17 protein-coding genes are annotated in these 17,509 nt (G+C 49.5%); all 17 read left to right on the top strand.

Translation table 11 applies throughout. The features are described 5' to 3' along the window. The first annotated feature begins 228 nt into the window (after positions 1–228). The 17 genes from ilvD to LLH06_RS05610 all read left to right on the top strand — a co-directional run bounded on the left by ilvD (position 229) and on the right by LLH06_RS05610 (position 17,394). The gene (gene ilvD / locus LLH06_RS05690; RefSeq protein ID WP_228172297.1) at positions 229–1,938 is read left to right on the top strand and encodes a dihydroxy-acid dehydratase; all 1,710 of its coding nucleotides are present in this window, start codon (positions 229–231) and stop codon (positions 1,936–1,938) included. A 107-nt stretch (positions 1,939–2,045) separates the two neighbouring features. Then, a complete protein-coding gene (ilvB, locus tag LLH06_RS05685) occupies positions 2,046–3,785 on the top strand; it encodes a biosynthetic-type acetolactate synthase large subunit (RefSeq protein ID WP_228172296.1) in 1,740 nt (579 codons plus the stop codon). A gap of 41 nt (positions 3,786–3,826) precedes the next feature. After that, entirely contained in the window at positions 3,827–4,441 is a 615-nt protein-coding gene (gene ilvN, locus LLH06_RS05680) for an acetolactate synthase small subunit (protein WP_228172295.1), read from the top strand. A 13-nt stretch (positions 4,442–4,454) separates the two neighbouring features. Next, positions 4,455–4,931 carry a DinB family protein gene (locus LLH06_RS05675; RefSeq protein WP_228172294.1) on the top strand — a complete coding sequence of 159 codons (477 nt, stop codon included), beginning with the start codon at positions 4,455–4,457 and terminating at the stop codon, positions 4,929–4,931. Positions 4,932–5,036: 105 nt separating this feature from the next. After that, positions 5,037–6,095 carry a ketol-acid reductoisomerase gene (gene ilvC, locus LLH06_RS05670; protein ID WP_228172293.1) on the top strand — a complete coding sequence of 353 codons (1,059 nt, stop codon included), beginning with the start codon at positions 5,037–5,039 and terminating at the stop codon, positions 6,093–6,095. A 119-nt stretch (positions 6,096–6,214) separates the two neighbouring features. Then, positions 6,215–7,627, top strand: coding sequence for a 3-isopropylmalate dehydratase large subunit (leuC, locus tag LLH06_RS05665; RefSeq protein WP_228172292.1), 1,413 nt, complete (start codon positions 6,215–6,217; stop codon positions 7,625–7,627). A gap of 38 nt (positions 7,628–7,665) precedes the next feature. Then, positions 7,666–8,100: a GxxExxY protein gene (locus tag LLH06_RS05660; RefSeq protein WP_228172291.1), complete on the top strand. Its 435-nt coding sequence runs from the start codon at positions 7,666–7,668 to the stop codon at positions 8,098–8,100. A gap of 16 nt (positions 8,101–8,116) precedes the next feature. Next, entirely contained in the window at positions 8,117–8,704 is a 588-nt protein-coding gene (gene leuD / locus LLH06_RS05655) for a 3-isopropylmalate dehydratase small subunit (protein WP_228172290.1), read from the top strand. Positions 8,705–8,818: 114 nt separating this feature from the next. Further along, entirely contained in the window at positions 8,819–9,907 is a 1,089-nt protein-coding gene (gene leuB, locus LLH06_RS05650; protein WP_394800328.1) for a 3-isopropylmalate dehydrogenase, read from the top strand. A gap of 29 nt (positions 9,908–9,936) precedes the next feature. Continuing rightward, entirely contained in the window at positions 9,937–10,692 is a 756-nt protein-coding gene (locus LLH06_RS05645; RefSeq protein ID WP_228172288.1) for a methyltransferase domain-containing protein, read from the top strand. Positions 10,693–10,782: 90 nt separating this feature from the next. Beyond that, positions 10,783–11,952, top strand: a complete 1,170-nt coding sequence (locus tag LLH06_RS05640; protein ID WP_228172287.1) for a 2-isopropylmalate synthase — start codon at positions 10,783–10,785, stop codon at positions 11,950–11,952. After that, positions 11,952–13,202, top strand: a complete 1,251-nt coding sequence (gene ilvA, locus LLH06_RS05635; RefSeq protein ID WP_228172286.1) for a threonine ammonia-lyase IlvA — start codon at positions 11,952–11,954, stop codon at positions 13,200–13,202. The genes LLH06_RS05640 and ilvA overlap by 1 nt, the downstream gene beginning before the upstream one ends. 124 nt (positions 13,203–13,326) lie before the next feature. Continuing rightward, on the top strand, positions 13,327–13,701 hold the full coding sequence (locus LLH06_RS05630) for a hypothetical protein (protein ID WP_228172285.1): 375 nt from the start codon (positions 13,327–13,329) through the stop codon (positions 13,699–13,701). Positions 13,702–13,995: 294 nt separating this feature from the next. Then, positions 13,996–14,565, top strand: coding sequence for an RNA polymerase sigma factor (locus LLH06_RS05625; RefSeq protein ID WP_317206720.1), 570 nt, complete (start codon positions 13,996–13,998; stop codon positions 14,563–14,565). After that, positions 14,549–15,316: a hypothetical protein gene (locus LLH06_RS05620; protein ID WP_228172284.1), complete on the top strand. Its 768-nt coding sequence runs from the start codon at positions 14,549–14,551 to the stop codon at positions 15,314–15,316. Before LLH06_RS05625 ends, LLH06_RS05620 begins: the two co-directional genes overlap by 17 nt. Before the next feature lie 27 nt (positions 15,317–15,343). Next, positions 15,344–16,210 (top strand): outer membrane beta-barrel protein, encoded by an 867-nt coding sequence (locus LLH06_RS05615; protein ID WP_228172283.1) that lies wholly within the window; start codon positions 15,344–15,346, stop codon positions 16,208–16,210. A 179-nt stretch (positions 16,211–16,389) separates the two neighbouring features. Further along, entirely contained in the window at positions 16,390–17,394 is a 1,005-nt protein-coding gene (locus LLH06_RS05610) for an ABC transporter ATP-binding protein (protein WP_228172282.1), read from the top strand. Positions 17,395–17,509 lie beyond the last annotated feature (115 nt).

The raw sequence follows: 17,509 nt of genomic DNA, 5'->3' as shown, positions 1-17,509 counted from the left end.
AAACGAAATAAAATTCTGTTTAAAACTATTTTATAAAATAATAAACTAAATGAAAATTTTCATTTGCCTTATTGTCGGTTAAAGGCCTTATCCCTACCTTACAATTGTTAACCCGACCAATAGCCTATTCAAGCTGAACCTTACAAAGCCCGACCTGGTAACAACAGCATCGGCCAACTTTGAAAAGGCTGATCGGAAACAGGAACATAACCGTACAATATACAACTAATGAGTGCTCATACTGATACCAACACGGCTGTAGAGATGAATAAATACAGCAAGACACTTACCCAGGACCCAACTCAACCTGCTGCACAGGCCATGCTTTACGGTATTGGCCTCACCGACGAGGACATGAAGAAGGCACAGGTAGGTATAGCCAGTATGGGTTACGATGGTAATACTTGTAACATGCACCTTAACGACTTGGCCAAGGTGGTTAAAAAAGGCGTATGGGACGAGAACCTGGTAGGTTTGATATTCAACACCATTGGCGTAAGCGACGGCATGAGCAACGGTACCGAAGGTATGCGTTACTCCTTAGTAAGCCGCGACGTGATCGCCGACTCGATAGAAGCGGTATGTGGCGCTCAATATTATGACGCACTGATCACCCTGCCAGGCTGCGACAAGAACATGCCAGGCTCGCTGATCGCGATGGGTCGTTTGAACCGCCCTTCGATCATGGTATATGGTGGCACCATTAAACCTGGCCATTATAAAGGCGAGGATCTTAATATCGTTTCAGCATTTGAGGCGTTAGGTAAAAAGATAGCCGGCACTATTACCCCTGAAGATTTCATGGGCGTGGTAAAAAATGCTTGTCCAAGTGCCGGTGCCTGCGGTGGTGTGTATACGGCCAACACTATGGCCGCAGCCATTGAGGCTTTGGGGATGAGTTTGCCATATTCATCATCGAACCCTGCTTTAAGCCAGGAAAAACAGGATGAGTGCTTAGCAGCAGGTAAAGCTATCCATAAATTATTGGAGCGCGACATCAAACCGAGCGACATCATGACCCGCGAAGCTTTCGAGAACGCCATTATCACCATTATGGTAATGGGCGGATCGACCAATGCTGTGTTGCACATGATCGCCATAGCGAAAAGCGTTGGTGTTCCACTCAGCCAGGATGATTTTCAGGAAGTGAGTAACCGCATACCGTTACTGGCTGATATGAAACCAAGCGGCAAGTACATGATGGAAGACCTCCACAACATTGGCGGTATCCCGGCGGTAATGAAATACCTGTTAAAGTTAGGTTGGTTACATGGTGATTGTTTGACCGTTACCGGTGAGACCCTTGCCCAGAACCTGGCCAATGTTCCTGACTTTGACTTTGATAAACAAGACATCATTATGCCGGTAGAAAAGGCTATCAAGGCTACCGGTCACTTACAGATATTATACGGTAACCTGGCCACCGGCGGTAGTGTTGCCAAGATCACCGGTAAGGAGGGCGAACGCTTTGAAGGCCCTGCCCGTGTGTTCGATGGTGAGTACGAGCTGATCAACGGTATCATGAGCGGCCGTGTTAAGGCTGGCGACGTGGTAGTGATCCGCAACGTAGGTCCAAAAGGCGCTCCTGGTATGCCCGAGATGCTGAAACCAACTTCGGCCATATTTGGCGCCGGTTTAGGCAGTTCGGTAGCACTGATCACCGACGGCCGCTTTTCAGGAGGCACGCACGGTTTCGTGGTAGGCCACATTACCCCTGAAGCATTTGACGGTGGCAACATTGGCCTGGTGAAAGATAACGACACGATCGTTATCGACGCCATCACCAATACCATTGATGTCAAGATCAGTGATGAGGAACTGGCTCAGCGCCGCGCCCAATGGGTACAGCCTAAGCCACCAGTTACCAAAGGCCTGTTATTTAAATATTTCAAAAGCGTTAAGGACGCCAGCCAAGGCTGCGTTACCGACGAAGAATAAACCAATAGTTACGAGTGAAGGGTTGCCAGTGGCGTGCCTGATCATGCAGCACAGATCATAGGCAACAGACAACCCGAAACCTACAACAAATACTAATTATACTAATAATGGAAGTTGCACAGCAAGACGTACTAACCGCACCAGAACAACAGGCAGCCGTAGAACTTACAGGTTCGGCAGCACTGCTGGAAGCTTTGATCGTGGAAGGCACTGAGACCATTTTCGGTTATCCGGGTGGCGCTATCATGCCTATTTATGATGCTTTGTATGATTACAAAGAAAAGCTTGACCACATCCTGGTCCGCCACGAACAAGGCGGCATTCACGCAGGTCAGGGCTATGCCCGTACCTCAGGTAAGGTCGGTGTCGTCTTTGCAACAAGCGGCCCAGGCGCTACCAACCTGGTCACCGGTTTGGCCGATGCGCAGATCGATAGCACGCCATTGGTGTGTATCACTGGTCAGGTATTCGCTCACCTTTTGGGTACCGATGCCTTCCAGGAGACCGACGTGATCAACATTACCACCCCAGTGACCAAATGGAACTACCAGATCACTGATGCTAACGAGATACCCGAAGTGATCGCTAAGGCCTTTTACATTGCCCGTAGCGGCAGGCCCGGCCCGGTACTGATCGATATCACCAAGAACGCTCAGATACAGAAGTTCCAGTTCAAGGGCTATACACCTTGTAACCATATCCGTAGCTACAGGCCAAAACCGATCATCCGCCCAAGCTTCATCGAGCGTGCGGCACAGGTGATCAATGAGGCTAAAAAGCCGTTCATCCTTTGGGGACAGGGCGTGCTTTTGGGCAAGGCCGAGCAGGAGTTCAAAGCTTTTGTTGAAAAAAGCGGCATCCCGGCGGCATGGACCATTTTAGGTGCAGGCGCTATCCCTACCGATCACCCACAGAACGTGGGCATGTTAGGCATGCATGGCAACTACGGCCCTAACGTGCTTACCAATGAGTGTGACGTACTGATCGCCATAGGTATGCGTTTTGACGACCGTGTTACCGGCCGTTTAGACAAATACGCCAAGCAAGCCAAGGTGATCCACCTGGATATAGACCCTGCCGAGATCGACAAGAACGTAAAGACACATGTGGCCGTTTGGGGCGATTGTAAAGAGACCCTCCCGCTGCTTACCCAATTCGTAGAGGCTAAACAACATACTGAATGGCTGGCCAAATTCAATGAATTTACCCGCCAGGAAGAAGAGCAGGTGATCAATGCGGAACTACATCCGCAAACCGGCGAGATGACCATGGGCGAGGTGATCGATCAACTGAACGGTTTGACCAACGGCGACGCCGTGATCGTGACCGACGTTGGCCAGCATCAAATGGTGGGTTGCCGTTACGCTAAGTTCAACAAGACCCGTAGTAATGTGACCAGCGGTGGCTTAGGTACCATGGGCTTCGCCCTGCCGGCAGCCATTGGCGCTAAGTATGGCGCTAAGGACCGCCCGGTGGTAGCCGTGATCGGCGATGGTGGTTTCCAAATGACCTTGCAGGAAATGGGGACCATCATGCAGACCGGCATCGACGTCAAGATCCTGATCCTGAACAACCAGTTCCTGGGCATGGTACGCCAGTGGCAGGAGTTGTTCAATGAGCGTCGTTATTCGTTCGTTGATATCCAGAGCCCTGATTTTGTGCAGGTAGCCAAAGGTTACGGCATCGCTGGCCGCTCGATCAAAGAGCGCGCCGACCTTAAAGGCGCTCTTGAAGAGATGCTGAACTCAAAAGGCAGCTTCTTATTAGAGGTAATGGTGACCAAAGAGAACAACGTGTTCCCGATGGTGCCACAAGGTTGCAGTGTAAGCGAGATCAGATTAAAATAACCCCCCAGCCCCCTAGAGGGGGAGTATAAAGACAAATCAACATGAGTGATCAAAATACATTACCTGAGGGTAAACAAGAGTTCAACATCACGGTGTATACCGAGAACCAGATCGGTCTGCTGAACCGTATAGCTATCATTTTCACCCGTCGTAAGATTAATATCGACAGCCTGAACACCTCACCTTCTGAGATCGAGAGCATCCACCGCTTCAACATCGTGATCAACGAGACCGAGGATGTGGTGCGCAAACTTTGCCGTCAGATCGAGAAACAGGTAGAGGTGCTGAAAGTGTACTACCATACCAATGCCGACGTGATCTGGCAGGAGATGGCCCTGTACAAGGTACCGGCCGATATCATTGCCGAGAAAGCCTCGGTAGAGCGTTTACTGCGCGAGAACGGTGCCCGTGCGGTGGTGATCCGTAAAGATTACATCGTATTTGAGACCACCGGTCACCGCGAAGAGACCGATAACCTGATCAGCGTATTGCAACCGTTCGGCTTGATCGAATTTGTGCGTAGTGCACGTATAGCCATCATTAAAGATAGCGAAGGCTTTAACCGCAAGCTGCGCGAATTTGAGCAGATGGAGCCTGGCGAGGATGTGATCGAGAATGAATACCTGAATCAGCGCGACAAGGTATTTACCATGTAGGCTTAAGGGCGATATGGATAACATACTTGAGATAGCACGATATACCCGCTCGAATTTCATCAAAATGATGGATGGATTGAGCATCGAACAGCTGAATCATATACCGCAAGGGTATAGCAATAACATAGCCTGGAACTTTGCCCACATCGTGGCGGCGCAACAAACGCTTTGCTACATCAGGGGGCAGGTACCCACCCGCATCGACCTGGAGAAGGTGACCAAGTACCAACGCGGCACCCGCCCCGAAGCGTTCATCAGCACCGAAGAGCTGGCATTTTACAAAGACAAAGCCTTCACCCTGCTTGATGACCTGAAGGCCGACATAGCTGCCGACCTGTTCAGCAACTATGAGCCGGTGACCACCATGTTCGGGGTAACGCTGAGCAATATCGATCATGCGGTAGATTACTTTACAACGCATGACAACCTGCACCTGGGCTATGCATTGGCGCTAAGAAGAGCGGTGCTGAACGAGGTGAATAGTGAGTAGTGAGTAGTTAAATGTGAATACTAATAACGATCATCTAACCGACTGGCCGTCTAACAGACTTAAAAACTAAAACATACAAATAACCCAATAACTAATAACATAGAAATGGCACAATTAAATTTTGGCGGTACTGAAGAGAACGTAGTTACCCGCGACGAATTTCCATTATCAAAAGCACAGGAAGTGCTTAAAAATGAAGTTGTAGCGGTGATCGGCTACGGTGTACAAGGTCCGGGCCAGGCGCTTAACCAAAAAGACAACGGCATTAACGTGATCGTTGGTCAGCGCAAGAACTCAAAGACCTGGGATAAGGCTGTTGCTGACGGCTTTGTACCTGGCGAGACCCTGTTCGAGATCGAAGAAGCACTTGAAAAAGGTACCATCATTTGCTACCTGTTAAGTGACGCCGCCCAGATCGAACTGTGGCCAACCGTTAAAAAACATTTAACTGCTGGCAAAGCCCTTTATTTCTCTCACGGTTTCGGTATCACCTTTAACGAGCAGACCGGTATCATCCCTCCTGCCGATGTTGACGTGTTCCTGGTTGCCCCTAAAGGTTCGGGTACCTCACTGCGCCGTATGTTCCTGCAAGGCCGTGGTTTGAACTCAAGCTACGCGATCTTCCAGGATGCTACCGGTAAAGCATTTGAGCGTGTGATCGCTTTAGGTATCGCTGTAGGTAGCGGTTACCTGTTCGAGACCGATTTCCGTAAAGAAGTATACAGCGACCTTACCGGTGAGCGTGGTACTTTGATGGGTTGTATCCAGGGTATCTTCGCTGCACAATTTGAGGTACTGCGTGCAAAAGGTCACTCTCCATCTGAAGCATTCAACGAGACCGTTGAAGAGCTTACCCAATCATTAATGCCACTGGTTGCTGAGAACGGTATGGACTGGATGTACGCCAACTGCTCTACCACTGCACAACGCGGTGCTTTAGATTGGTGGAAAAAATTCCGTGATGCCACTAAACCAGTATTTGAAGAACTGTACGACAGCGTAGCTACCGGTAAAGAGTCGCAACGCTCGATCGATAGCAACAGCCAGCCTGACTACCGCGAAAAACTGAACGAAGAACTGCGTGAACTTCGCGAAAGTGAATTGTGGCAAGCCGGCAAAACTGTACGCAGCTTACGCCCTGAGAACCAGGAAGTAGAAGCATAAGATAAACACTTTAAAATATGTCATTGCGAGGAGCGTAGCGACGTGGCAATCTCATCGCGTTTAGATCTAAAAGCGGCAAGATTGCCACGCTATCGCTCGCAATGACATAGTTATTTTTTATGGGACAAACATTATTCGATAAGATCTGGGATGCGCACGTGGTGAGCAGCAAAGAAGGCTTCCCTGATATTTTATATATCGACACACATTTTATTCATGAGGTGACCAGCCCGCAGGCCTTTGATGGTTTGCGCGAGCGTGGTTTACCAGTTTTCAGGCCAAAACAAACCGTGGCCACTGCCGATCATAACGTACCTACCTGGGATCAGCACCTGCCGATCAGGGAAGAGCTTTCACGTTACCAGGTAGATATGCTGACCAAGAACTGTGCTGAGTTCGGTATCGAACTTTACGGTTTAGGTCACCCCTACCAGGGTATCGTGCACGTGATCGGTCCTGAGTTGGGCATCACCCGCCCTGGCTGCACTTATGTGTGCGGTGATAGCCATACCTCTACCCATGGCGCATTCGGCGCTATAGCCTTTGGTATAGGCACCTCACAAGTTGAGCAGGTACTGGCTACCCAGTGCTTGTTACAGCAACGCCCTAAACGCATGAAGATCGAAGTGAACGGACAACTTCAAAAAGGCGTAGGCGCAAAAGACATTATCCTGTACATCATCTCCAAAATATCGGCCGCAGGCGGTACCGGTTATTTTGTGGAGTATGCAGGCGACACCATCCGCTCCCTGAGCATGGAAGGCCGCATGACCATCTGCAACATGAGCATCGAGATGGGTGCCCGTGGCGGACTCATCGCTCCTGACCAAACCACCATCGACTACGTAAAAGGCCGCGAATTTGCCCCTAAAGGCGAAGAGTGGGACAAAGCCGTAGCTTATTGGCAAACCCTTTACTCTGACCAAGACGCTCAGTTCGACAGCGAACTTTACTTTGACGCTGCCGACATCGAGCCCATGATAACATATGGTACCAACCCTGGTATGGGTATAGGTATCACTCAACACGTACCCGAAACCTCAAGCTTCGAGGCGAAGGAGCAGGGATCATATGCCAAAGCCCTGAACTACATGGGCCTGCATGATGATCAGCTGATGCTGGGCAAGCCTATCGACTACGTGTTTATCGGTAGCTGCACCAACTCGCGTATCGAAGACCTGCGCGAGGTGGCCGCCTTCATCAAAGGCAAGCAAAAAGCCGAGAATGTGACCGTTTGGGTAGTACCCGGCAGTAAACAAGTACAATTACAAGCCATTGAAGAAGGTTTGGACAAAGTATTTGAAGCAGCAGGTTTCCCACTGCGCGAACCAGGTTGCAGTGCCTGCTTAGGCATGAACGAGGACAAGATACCGGCAGGCAAGTACTGCGTATCTACCTCTAACCGCAACTTTGAAGGCCGCCAAGGCCCCAACTCACGCACTTTCCTGGCCAGTCCGCTCACTGCAGCAGCAGCGGCCGTTACCGGCAAAATAACCGATATACGCGAGTTAATATCTGAACCGGAATTTTAAGAATTGATAAAATTACCAGAATTGACTTTCTGAAACTGATGATTACAGCGAACATAACTCCAACACAATTTAATGACTGCACTGGGCTGATCATTGGTTGTGCGATGCGTGTTCATGCTACATTAGGTAATGGATTTCAAGAAGTCATCTACCAACGAGCTTTAGAGATAGAAATGAAATTGGCTGGATTGATCTTTGAAAGAGAAATGGCAATGCCGATCGTTTATAGAGATGAATGTATCGGCACCAGAAGAGTAGATTTCTTTGTAGAAGGTGAGATCATGGTCGAGCTCAAAGCTCTGAGTCAGTTAGAGGATATTCACTTGGCACAAGCCATCAACTATTTAGAGGCCTATCAGGTTAGGACGGGCTTGCTGATAAACTTCGGCAGCAACAGCCTTCAATTCAAAAGATTATTTAATAAAAAGATAAACCCGAATTTAATGAATTCTGTAAATTCTATAAATTCCTAAAATTCCGGTTCAAGACATGGCGACCAAGATATTTAAACACTTACAAACCTCGGTAGTGCCTTTGCCTATCGAAAATATTGATACCGACCAGATCATTCCGGCAAGGTTCCTGAAGGCCACCACTCGTGAAGGTTTTGGCAACAACTTGTTCCGCGACTGGCGCTTTGATGAGAATGATCAGCCTAAGGCCGATTTCGTGCTCAATCACCCTACCTACTCGGGTAAGATCCTGGTAGCAGGCAAGAACTTTGGCTGCGGAAGTAGTCGTGAGCATGCCGCCTGGGCCATATCTGACTATGGTTTTGATGTGGTAGTGAGCAGCTTTTTTGCCGACATATTTAAAGGCAACGCCCTGAACAACGGCCTGCTGCCTATCCAGGTGAGCGACGAGTTCTTGAAAAAGATATTCGATACCGTTTACGAGGATGCACACGCCCAGATCGAGGTAGACCTGGACAACCAGTTCATCAAGATCGCCAGCACAGGCGAGCAGGAGAGCTTCGAGATCAATCCGTACAAAAAGGCCTGCCTCCTGAACGGGTATGATGATATCGACTACATCCTGAGCAACAAACAATTAGTAGAGGAATACGAAAATAAGTAATTAACTACCCACGCGTCATTGCGAGGCACGAAGCGATCCCTGCGGAGACGAACTGACGAACGCGTTCAGAGATTGCTTCGTGCCTCGCAATGACGATACTGATAAAACATGGGAATCAAAAAACATATCCTGGTCATCCCTGGTGATGGCATCGGCCCCGAGGTAACTACCTGGGGTAAAGCAGTTCTGGAGCACATCGCTTCGGCATATGAGCACGAGTTCACTTACGACGAAGCGCTGATGGGCCACGCCGGCATTGAAGCCACAGGCAACCCACTGCCCGATGAAACACTTGAAAAAGCAAAAGCCAGCGATGCGATACTGTTCGGTGCCATAGGTCACATCAAATATGATAATGACCCATCGGCCAAGGTACGCCCGGAGCAAGGCTTATTGAAGATCCGGAAGGAACTTGGCCTGTATGCTAACCTGCGCCCGATCATGCTGTTCGATGAGCTGCTGGATGCATCGAGCCTAAAACCGGCCGTACTGCGCGGTACTGATATCCTTTTCTTCCGCGAATTGACCGGCGACGTTTACTTTGGTGAGAAGATCCGCAGCGAGGACCGTAACACGGCATCTGACCTGATGATCTACCATCGTTATGAGGTAGAGCGTATAGCGCGCAAGGCTTTTGAGGCCGCTCAGGCACGCAGTAAACGTCTTTGCTCGGTAGATAAGGCCAACGTGCTGGAATCATCACGCTTATGGCGCGAAGTGGTACAAGGTCTGGCACCTGAGTATCCAGATGTAGAGACCGAGCACATGTTCATTGACAATGCCGCCATGCAACTGGTGAAGAACCCTAAAAAGTTCGACGTGGTTCTGACCGCTAACCTGTTCGGTGACATCCTAACCGACGAGGCCTCTCAGATCGCGGGATCGATGGGTATGCTGGCATCAGCTTCCGTTGGCGATGGTACAGGCTTCTTTGAGCCAATCCACGGTTCGGCACATGACATTGCCGGTCAGAACAAGGCTAACCCGCTTGCCTCTATCCTATCGGTGGCTCTGATGCTCGAGATCAGCTTTGGCCTCAAAGAAGAAGCCAAGCGTGTGACCTCGGCCATTGACCAGGTACTTAAAGCAGGCTACCGCACCGGCGACATTGCCGACAGCCAGACCCAGCCTGAAAAGATATTAGGCACCAAAGAAATGGGTGAGATGGTCTTGCAGTTCCTGGGTAAACCTGAATTGAAATAATTACAAACGAATCATAGCGAATAACGATCATGAAATGGAACGCAGATCTATACGACGATAAACACAGCTTTGTATCGCAATTTGGCGAGAACGTGCTGGAGCTACTGGACGTAAAAGCCGGCGAATCCATATTGGATATTGGCTGCGGCACCGGCGACCTCACCAAATTGATCAAAGAACAGGGCGCCGATGTGATAGGGACCGACAACTCACCCGAAATGATCGCACAGGCACGTTTTAAATACCCTGATGTGAGATTCGAGGTGGAGGATGCCGCTAACTTTACAGTAGAGTATCCTTGTGATGCCGTATTCTCGAACGCGGCGCTACACTGGATCCACAACTCAGCCGGCGTGATCCGTTCGGTATTCGAGGCACTCAAACCAGGCGGCCGCTTTGTGGCCGAAATGGGCGGTAAGGGCAATGTCGGTAAACTACGAGCCGCGCTTAAACAAGTGTTACAACAACGCGGCTACACCATGCAGGCCGAAACGCAGATCTGGTACTTCCCTTCATTGGGCGAGTATACCAACCTGCTCGAACGTGGCGGTTTCAGAGTGACCTACGCGGCTCATTTTGACCGCAAAACACCGCTGCAAGACGGCGACCAGGGCGTAGCCAAGTGGATCAAAATGTTCGGCAGCCAATACTTTAAAGGCATACCTGAAGCCGAACAGGCAGATATACTGCAAGAGGTGACCGACCTGCTCGAACCCGCCTACAACGAGAACGGCCAATGGTACGCCGATTATAAAAGATTAAGATTTATAGCGATAAAAGAATAGTAGCAAGTATACAGTATCAAGTAGTAAGACCTCAAAAAGGGTCTCGTCTTGATACTTGATACTAACTACTTGATACTAAAAATAAAACATATGTTACACGATCCAAACCGAGTTTATGTATTTGACACCACCTTGCGTGATGGTGAGCAGGTACCGGGCTGCCAGTTGACCACGCCTGAAAAGATAGAGATAGCGCGCGAACTGGAAGCGCTGGGCGTTGACATCATAGAGGCTGGCTTTCCGGCCTCAAGTCCGGGCGATTTCCAAAGCGTTGTGGAGATCGCCAAAGCAGTAAATAACCCTACCGTGTGTGCGCTTACCCGTGCGCACAAAGGTGACATCGATGCTGCTGTAGAAGCATTGAAATTTGCCAAACGTCCGCGTATCCATACCGGCATTGGCTCATCAGATATGCACATCAAGACCAAATTCAACAGCACCCGCGAAGAGATTTTGGAGCGTGCCGTTGAAGCGGTAAAGTATGCTAAAAAGTCGGTAGAGGACATCGAGTTCTATGCTGAAGATGCCGGCCGTGCCGATATCGAATACCTTGCTAAAATGGTAGAAGCCGTGATCGGTGCAGGTGCAACCGTAGTGAACATCCCCGATACGAACGGATACTGCCTACCTGACCAATATGGCAGCAAGATCCGTTTCCTGAAAGAGAACGTTAAGAATATTGATAAGGCCATCATTTCGGTACATTGCCATAATGATCTGGGTTTGGCCACAGCCAACTCGGTAGCTGGTTTGCAGAATGGTGCCCGCCAGATCGAAGGCACCATCAACGGTATCGGCGAGCGTGCAGGCAATACCTCTATCGAGGAGGTCGTCATGATCTTGAAAACGCATCAAAGCCTTGGCCTGCATACCAACATCAACACCCAAAGCTTTTACGAGCTGAGTCGCATGATCAGCAGCCAAATGCGCATGCCGGTACAGCCTAATAAAGCTATCGTGGGTGCCAATGCCTTTGCCCATAGCTCAGGTATTCACCAGGACGGTTTTTTAAAGAACCGCGAGAACTATGAGATCATTCGCCCAGAGGATGTGGGTTTCCCAAGCGCCACCATCGTATTGACCGCGCGCAGTGGCCGCCACGCATTGAAGTTCCACCTGGATCGCTTAGGCCATAACCTGGACAAAGAAGAGTTAGCCGTGGTTTACCAGAACTTCTTGAAACTGGCCGATAGTAAATTGGATATAAATGATGCCGACCTGCTGTCGTTAGTGGCACACCGGTTGGTCAAACAACAATAATGGATACCGAAACCAACATGCAGCTAGACTTTGCTACGGCCCGCGAAAGGCTGCGCAAAGTGGTACGCCGTACGCCGCTGGAATTTAATCAGGGGCTGTCGGACAAGTACGGCTGCGAGATATATTTCAAACGTGAGGACCTGCAGGTGGTACGTTCGTACAAATTGCGCGGTGCCTACAACATGATCAGCCAGTTACCTCACGAGCAGTTAGCTAAAGGCGTGGTTTGCGCCAGTGCAGGTAACCATGCTCAGGGCGTAGCCTTTTCTTGCAAGCGACTTGACATCAAAGGCGTGATCTTTATGCCGGGAATTACACCCCGCCAAAAAGTGAAGCAGACCGAAATGTTCGGCAATGGCAACGTGGAGATCGTGCTCGTAGGTGACACCTTTGATGACTGCTTACAGGAAGCCCTGAAGTACACCGAGGCTAATGGTATGACCTTCATCCCCCCTTTTGATGATCACCGGATCATTGAAGGTCAGGGTACCGTAGGTATCGAGATCAATGAGGACCTGCCGGATGCTGAGGTGATCGTGATGCCGGTGGGTGGCGGCGGTTTGGCTGCTGGTGTAGGCAGCTTTTTCAAGCAGCTTAACCCCAACATCCAACTGATCGGTGTTGAACCTGAAGGTGCACCTTCTATGATCGAGGCCATACGTCGTGGACAGCCGTATACCCTGTCGCAAATTAACCGTTTCGTTGATGGTGCGGCGGTGAAGCGCGTAGGCCATTTTACCTACCAGATCTGCAATGAGGTGCTGGATGATATGCTCTCGGTACCTGAAGGTAAGGTTTGTACTACTATATTGAAGCTTTACAACGAGGACGCCATAGTGGTGGAGCCTGCAGGCGCACTATCGGTAGCGGTACTTGACCTCATCAAAGATCAAATAGCCGGTAAAAAGGTGGTTTGCGTGATCAGTGGTGGTAATAATGATATCGACCGCATGGGCGAGATCAAGGAGCAATCATTACTGTATGAAGGCTTGAAGCACTATTTCATTGTACGTTTCCCGCAGCGTCCGGGAGCCTTGAAACTGTTTGTGAGTGAAGTATTAGGTCCTGGTGATGATATCACCCGTTTTGAGTTCATTAAAAAGACCGAACGCGAACGCGGACCGGCCCTGGTAGGCATCGAACTTAAAAATGCAGAGGACTACCCTGCCCTGCTGCAACGCATGGAAGAACACAAGTTTGATGTGATCGAGGTGAACCGCGACCAAACGCTGTTCGAATACCTGGTTTAAAAGCATTTTCCTTTCTTTGAGATAAGCAACGGCTCGTTACCATAAGTAGTGAGCCGTTTCTTTTTTTGCTGAAAGTCAGTCCACAGGCCAGATATTTGCTGAATACCGATATACATTTTCTATCATGGCCGAAAGACTTCAACTACATACCGAACCTGACCACATTGCCTCTTTGCTGAACGGACAGATCAGCTATGAGCAGTTTCTGACCGATATATTTCAGATATCTACCAACCGCAGCCAGATGTGCACCGCTCTGTGGGAATATCACCGTAACGACGGTGGTTCACCAGAGGTCCATAACTTTGAATTACAGAACTTTAATTTCGATGCCGACCAGCTGAAAGGCAGGTTCAGGTGCCGTTTTGAAGTGAAGTACCATTTCACCTGTTCGGATGTTCACAACCGGTCGTTCGATACCATTGATTGGGACCTTAGGCTTGAACCCGACACAGGATCGATCGACCTGAAAGGTGAAGAGATACTCACCCCCGAGTAGTATTTGGCTACGCTTGAACGCTGTTAAAAATGGTGTTACATTTCGTACTTCTGGCTTCGACGTGAAGTCGTTATATTGATAATTCTTGATATTTCTTGAAAAAGTCAGGTTTTTCTTAAATCTGTAGCAACCAATATCACCGTGAAACGGGGTATCTTGTTACATCGATGAAACACTTTGAAACGAACTTAAATCCGGCCACACATACCTGATCAAAGTCGGTAATTGACCCATTTGAACTTTTTTTTATAAAGCCATGCAACCATTTTAGCCGGAGCATCATCTACCTTACAAATGATGTTCCTGAAACATAAATATTCGACCGAAGAACTCATCACCAAATGCAGATCAGGGCACGGCAAAGCGCAGGAATTGCTTTATAAGCAGTTCGCGCCAAAGATGCTGGCCGTGTGCATGCGCTACGCGGTGGACAAGATGGAGGCCGAAGATATGTTGCAGAATGGCTTTATCAGGGTGTTCAATAAGATCACTGAGTACCGGGGCGAAGGGAGTTTTGAAGGCTGGATGCGCCGCATCATGGTGCACAGCTCGATCGAGTACTACCGCAAACATCATAAAATGATACAGGTGGATATGGACGATAGCGGCTACGAGCCACCGGTGAACGGTATAGCATCATCAAGCCTGGAGACCAAGGACCTGTTAAAACTGATACACGAGTTGCCCGCAGGCTACCGCATGGTATTTAACCTTTATGCCATTGAGGGCTACAGCCATAAGGAGATAGCCGATATAGCGGGCATCACCGAGGGCGCCTCTAAATCGCAACTATCACGAGCAAGGGGCATTTTAAAACAAAAGATCGAACAACTGGAGGGAAAGCATTATGAATATGCAGGATAACGAATTAGATGAATTATTCCGCTCACGGCTGTCGGGCATGGAGATGGAACCATCTGCGCACGTTTGGGACAACATCGCTGCCAACATCGATACTAAAAAAAGATCATGGGCACCGGTGATGCGCATAGCAGCCGCCGTATTGATCTTGCTTACCGCAGGCGTATGGTTCCTGATGGATAAGCCAGCCAAAGTTGAACAGCAGATGGCTACTAAAAGACCGGGGAAAGGCCACTTTTTTACAACCAAAGATCAGCATAAAGAAGTTGAGAAGCAGCGAGTAGCGGTTAACGTGGGATCACCAGCTATTATACCTCAATCCTCGCAACTAGCCGAAACGCATAAAGACCGTTCAAGGTCACTTACCCCTGAAGCTAACGAAACGCCCGCCAACGAAATCGCTTCTGGATCAGCTGTAGAGACCGCCATAGAAAGCCAGCCGGTATTGGCAGCTGTGAATGATCAGCCGGTATTAACGCCGGTGGTACCTGATGGACAGATCGCCATTCGCAGCATAGATACTACCCCTGCGGCGATCAAACCGATCACCACGGCTCCGGTGGTGATGGCGGCCAATCGTCCCGTTCAAAAGAAGCGCCACGGCATCCACTCTTTGGGTGATCTGATCAACGTGGTGGTAGCCAAAGTGGATAAACGCGAAGATAAATTGATCGAATTTACCGAGACCGATGAGGACTCGAACGTAACGGGCCTTAACCTGGGCATCGTTCGGGTAAAAAAAGAGAACAAATAACACATTCAGACCTTTACATATACGAACATGAAACGCTACATATTTACCGCCATACTTTGTGCGGCAACCGCAGTTGTATTCGCACAAACCAAAACCACTACTACCACTACCCAAACCACCGTTACCGTTAACGATAAGGGCGACACCGTTGAGGTGCGTACCGATACCGTACGTACCCGCAAAAAGCTGATCAAGTTCAGCCTCAACACCGGCGAGCGTACATCGGCCAAAAGCGATAGTTCGGAAAAGGAAATGCCGTCAAAAGCTCCGGGGTTTTCATGGGGTATCACCTTTGCCCGCTTTGATCTGGGTTTGGCCACACTGGTGGATAATGGCAGCTTCAACCTATCACCTACCAACAACTTTTTGCGTTACCGCTCATGGAAGAGCAGCAACGTGGGTTTTGACGTCTTACAGGCAGGCTACCGTTTTGACAGTGCATTCCGCATCTATGTATCGGCCGGTCTGGATTGGACGCACCTGCGCCTGCGCGAAAATATCACCATACAACAGGATGGACCAGATGATGCGCTGCGCTACACTCAGGACAATATCAATTATAGCAAGAACCGCTTTACCTCGAGCTACATCCGTATACCGCTTACCTTTGACTGGAGAAGCCGCCAGAACGACGCCGGCAAACGTTTCCACATCACTGGCGGACCAATGGTTGGCTTCCTGTACAATGGCCGTGTGAAACAGATCAGTGGCGAGAACGGTAAGGAAAAATTCAACAACACCTACCACTTTGCCAAAGTACGCTACGGCGTTACCGGCCGTTTAGGTTACGGCGCGCTGGGTGTATTTGCCAAATACTACTTTAACGACATGTTCGATACCGCCGCACAAGAGGGTCTGCGTAACTTCTCCTTTGGATTGATGTTCGGGTTCTAAACAGCCCCGCCCAAACCCTCCCCGGGAGGGAGGGCTTAAAAAGAAAATGCCTGTGGGATCACAGGCATTTTCTTTTTGCACAGATCTCGATAGTTTTAGCAGGCTGAACTTTAAAACTGTTGTAATTAAAGTCTCCCCTCCCGGGGGAGATTTAGAGGGGGCTCTGTATATTTGTCCCAATGGCAACTACTCCCCCCTTCATTGAGGTCGTTGGGCTTACCAAGATCTATCCCGGCAAACATCGTTCAGGCATTCAGGATATCAACCTGAATATTGAACAGGGCAAGATCACCGCGATCATTGGTGAAAGCGGTAGTGGTAAAAGCACCCTCCTGCGTTCCATATTTGGTTTGCTTACGCCCGATGAAGGCAAAGTGATCTTTGAAGGGGTACGCGTTTGGGGGCCGGATGAGAAACTCATCCCCGGTCATGATGCCATGAAGATGGTGACCCAGCACACCGACGACCTGAATCTGTACGCCAAGGTGTGGGATAACTTAGCCATTCTACTACCCAACACCGACCTGCAGGCCAAGCAAGAACGCCCGGAGAAGATATTACGCCAGCTCAACATGATGCACCTGGCCGATAAGCGTGTGGCCGACCTGAGCGGTGGCGAGAAACAACGTACCGCTATTGCCCGCGCCTTAGTGACGCAGCCTAAGCTACTTTTGTTAGATGAGCCCTTTAACCAAGTAGATACCACCTTTAGGGACGGCTTACAGCAAGATATTCGCCGGATCGTTAAGGAAAGCGGCTTGACGGTGATCATCGTATCGCACGATCCTACAGAGGTACTTTCGATGGCCGACGACCTGATCGTGGTAAAAGATGGCTCGATACTGGAACGCAACGCCCCCAAGGCTATGTACAACGACCCGCAGAACCTGTACACCGCCCGCCTGCTGGCGCATTGCAACATTCTACTCAACGAGGAGGCCCGTGCACTGCGTATAAAAGGTACTAAGGAACGTGTTGTGATATACCCTGAGTGGATCACCCCGCTCACCACCGCCGGCGAAAGCCTGGATTGGACCGTTAAAGAGATCCTGTTCAAAGGTGCTTACGAAGAGATACACTTAGAGTATGGCCCCATCGAGATACATCTCATTAACCACGAACTGGGCATGTACGACCACTACAGCCACATTAACGTAAGGGTAAAGAAGTTTCTGGAGTTTTAAATAATTGATACCCATTTTGTCATCCTGAGCGACAGCGAAGGATCCTATACACCTTGCTAAGCGCATCGCTTGTACAGGATGTCTCACTGCGTTCAACATGACAGGTTGATATTTT

This window comes from Mucilaginibacter daejeonensis, from assembly GCF_020783335.1.
In the GTDB taxonomy this organism is placed as follows: domain Bacteria; phylum Bacteroidota; class Bacteroidia; order Sphingobacteriales; family Sphingobacteriaceae; genus Mucilaginibacter; species Mucilaginibacter daejeonensis.
The sequence above is the reverse complement of the archived record's forward strand: the minus strand, read 5'-3'. Positions and strand labels throughout refer to the sequence as shown.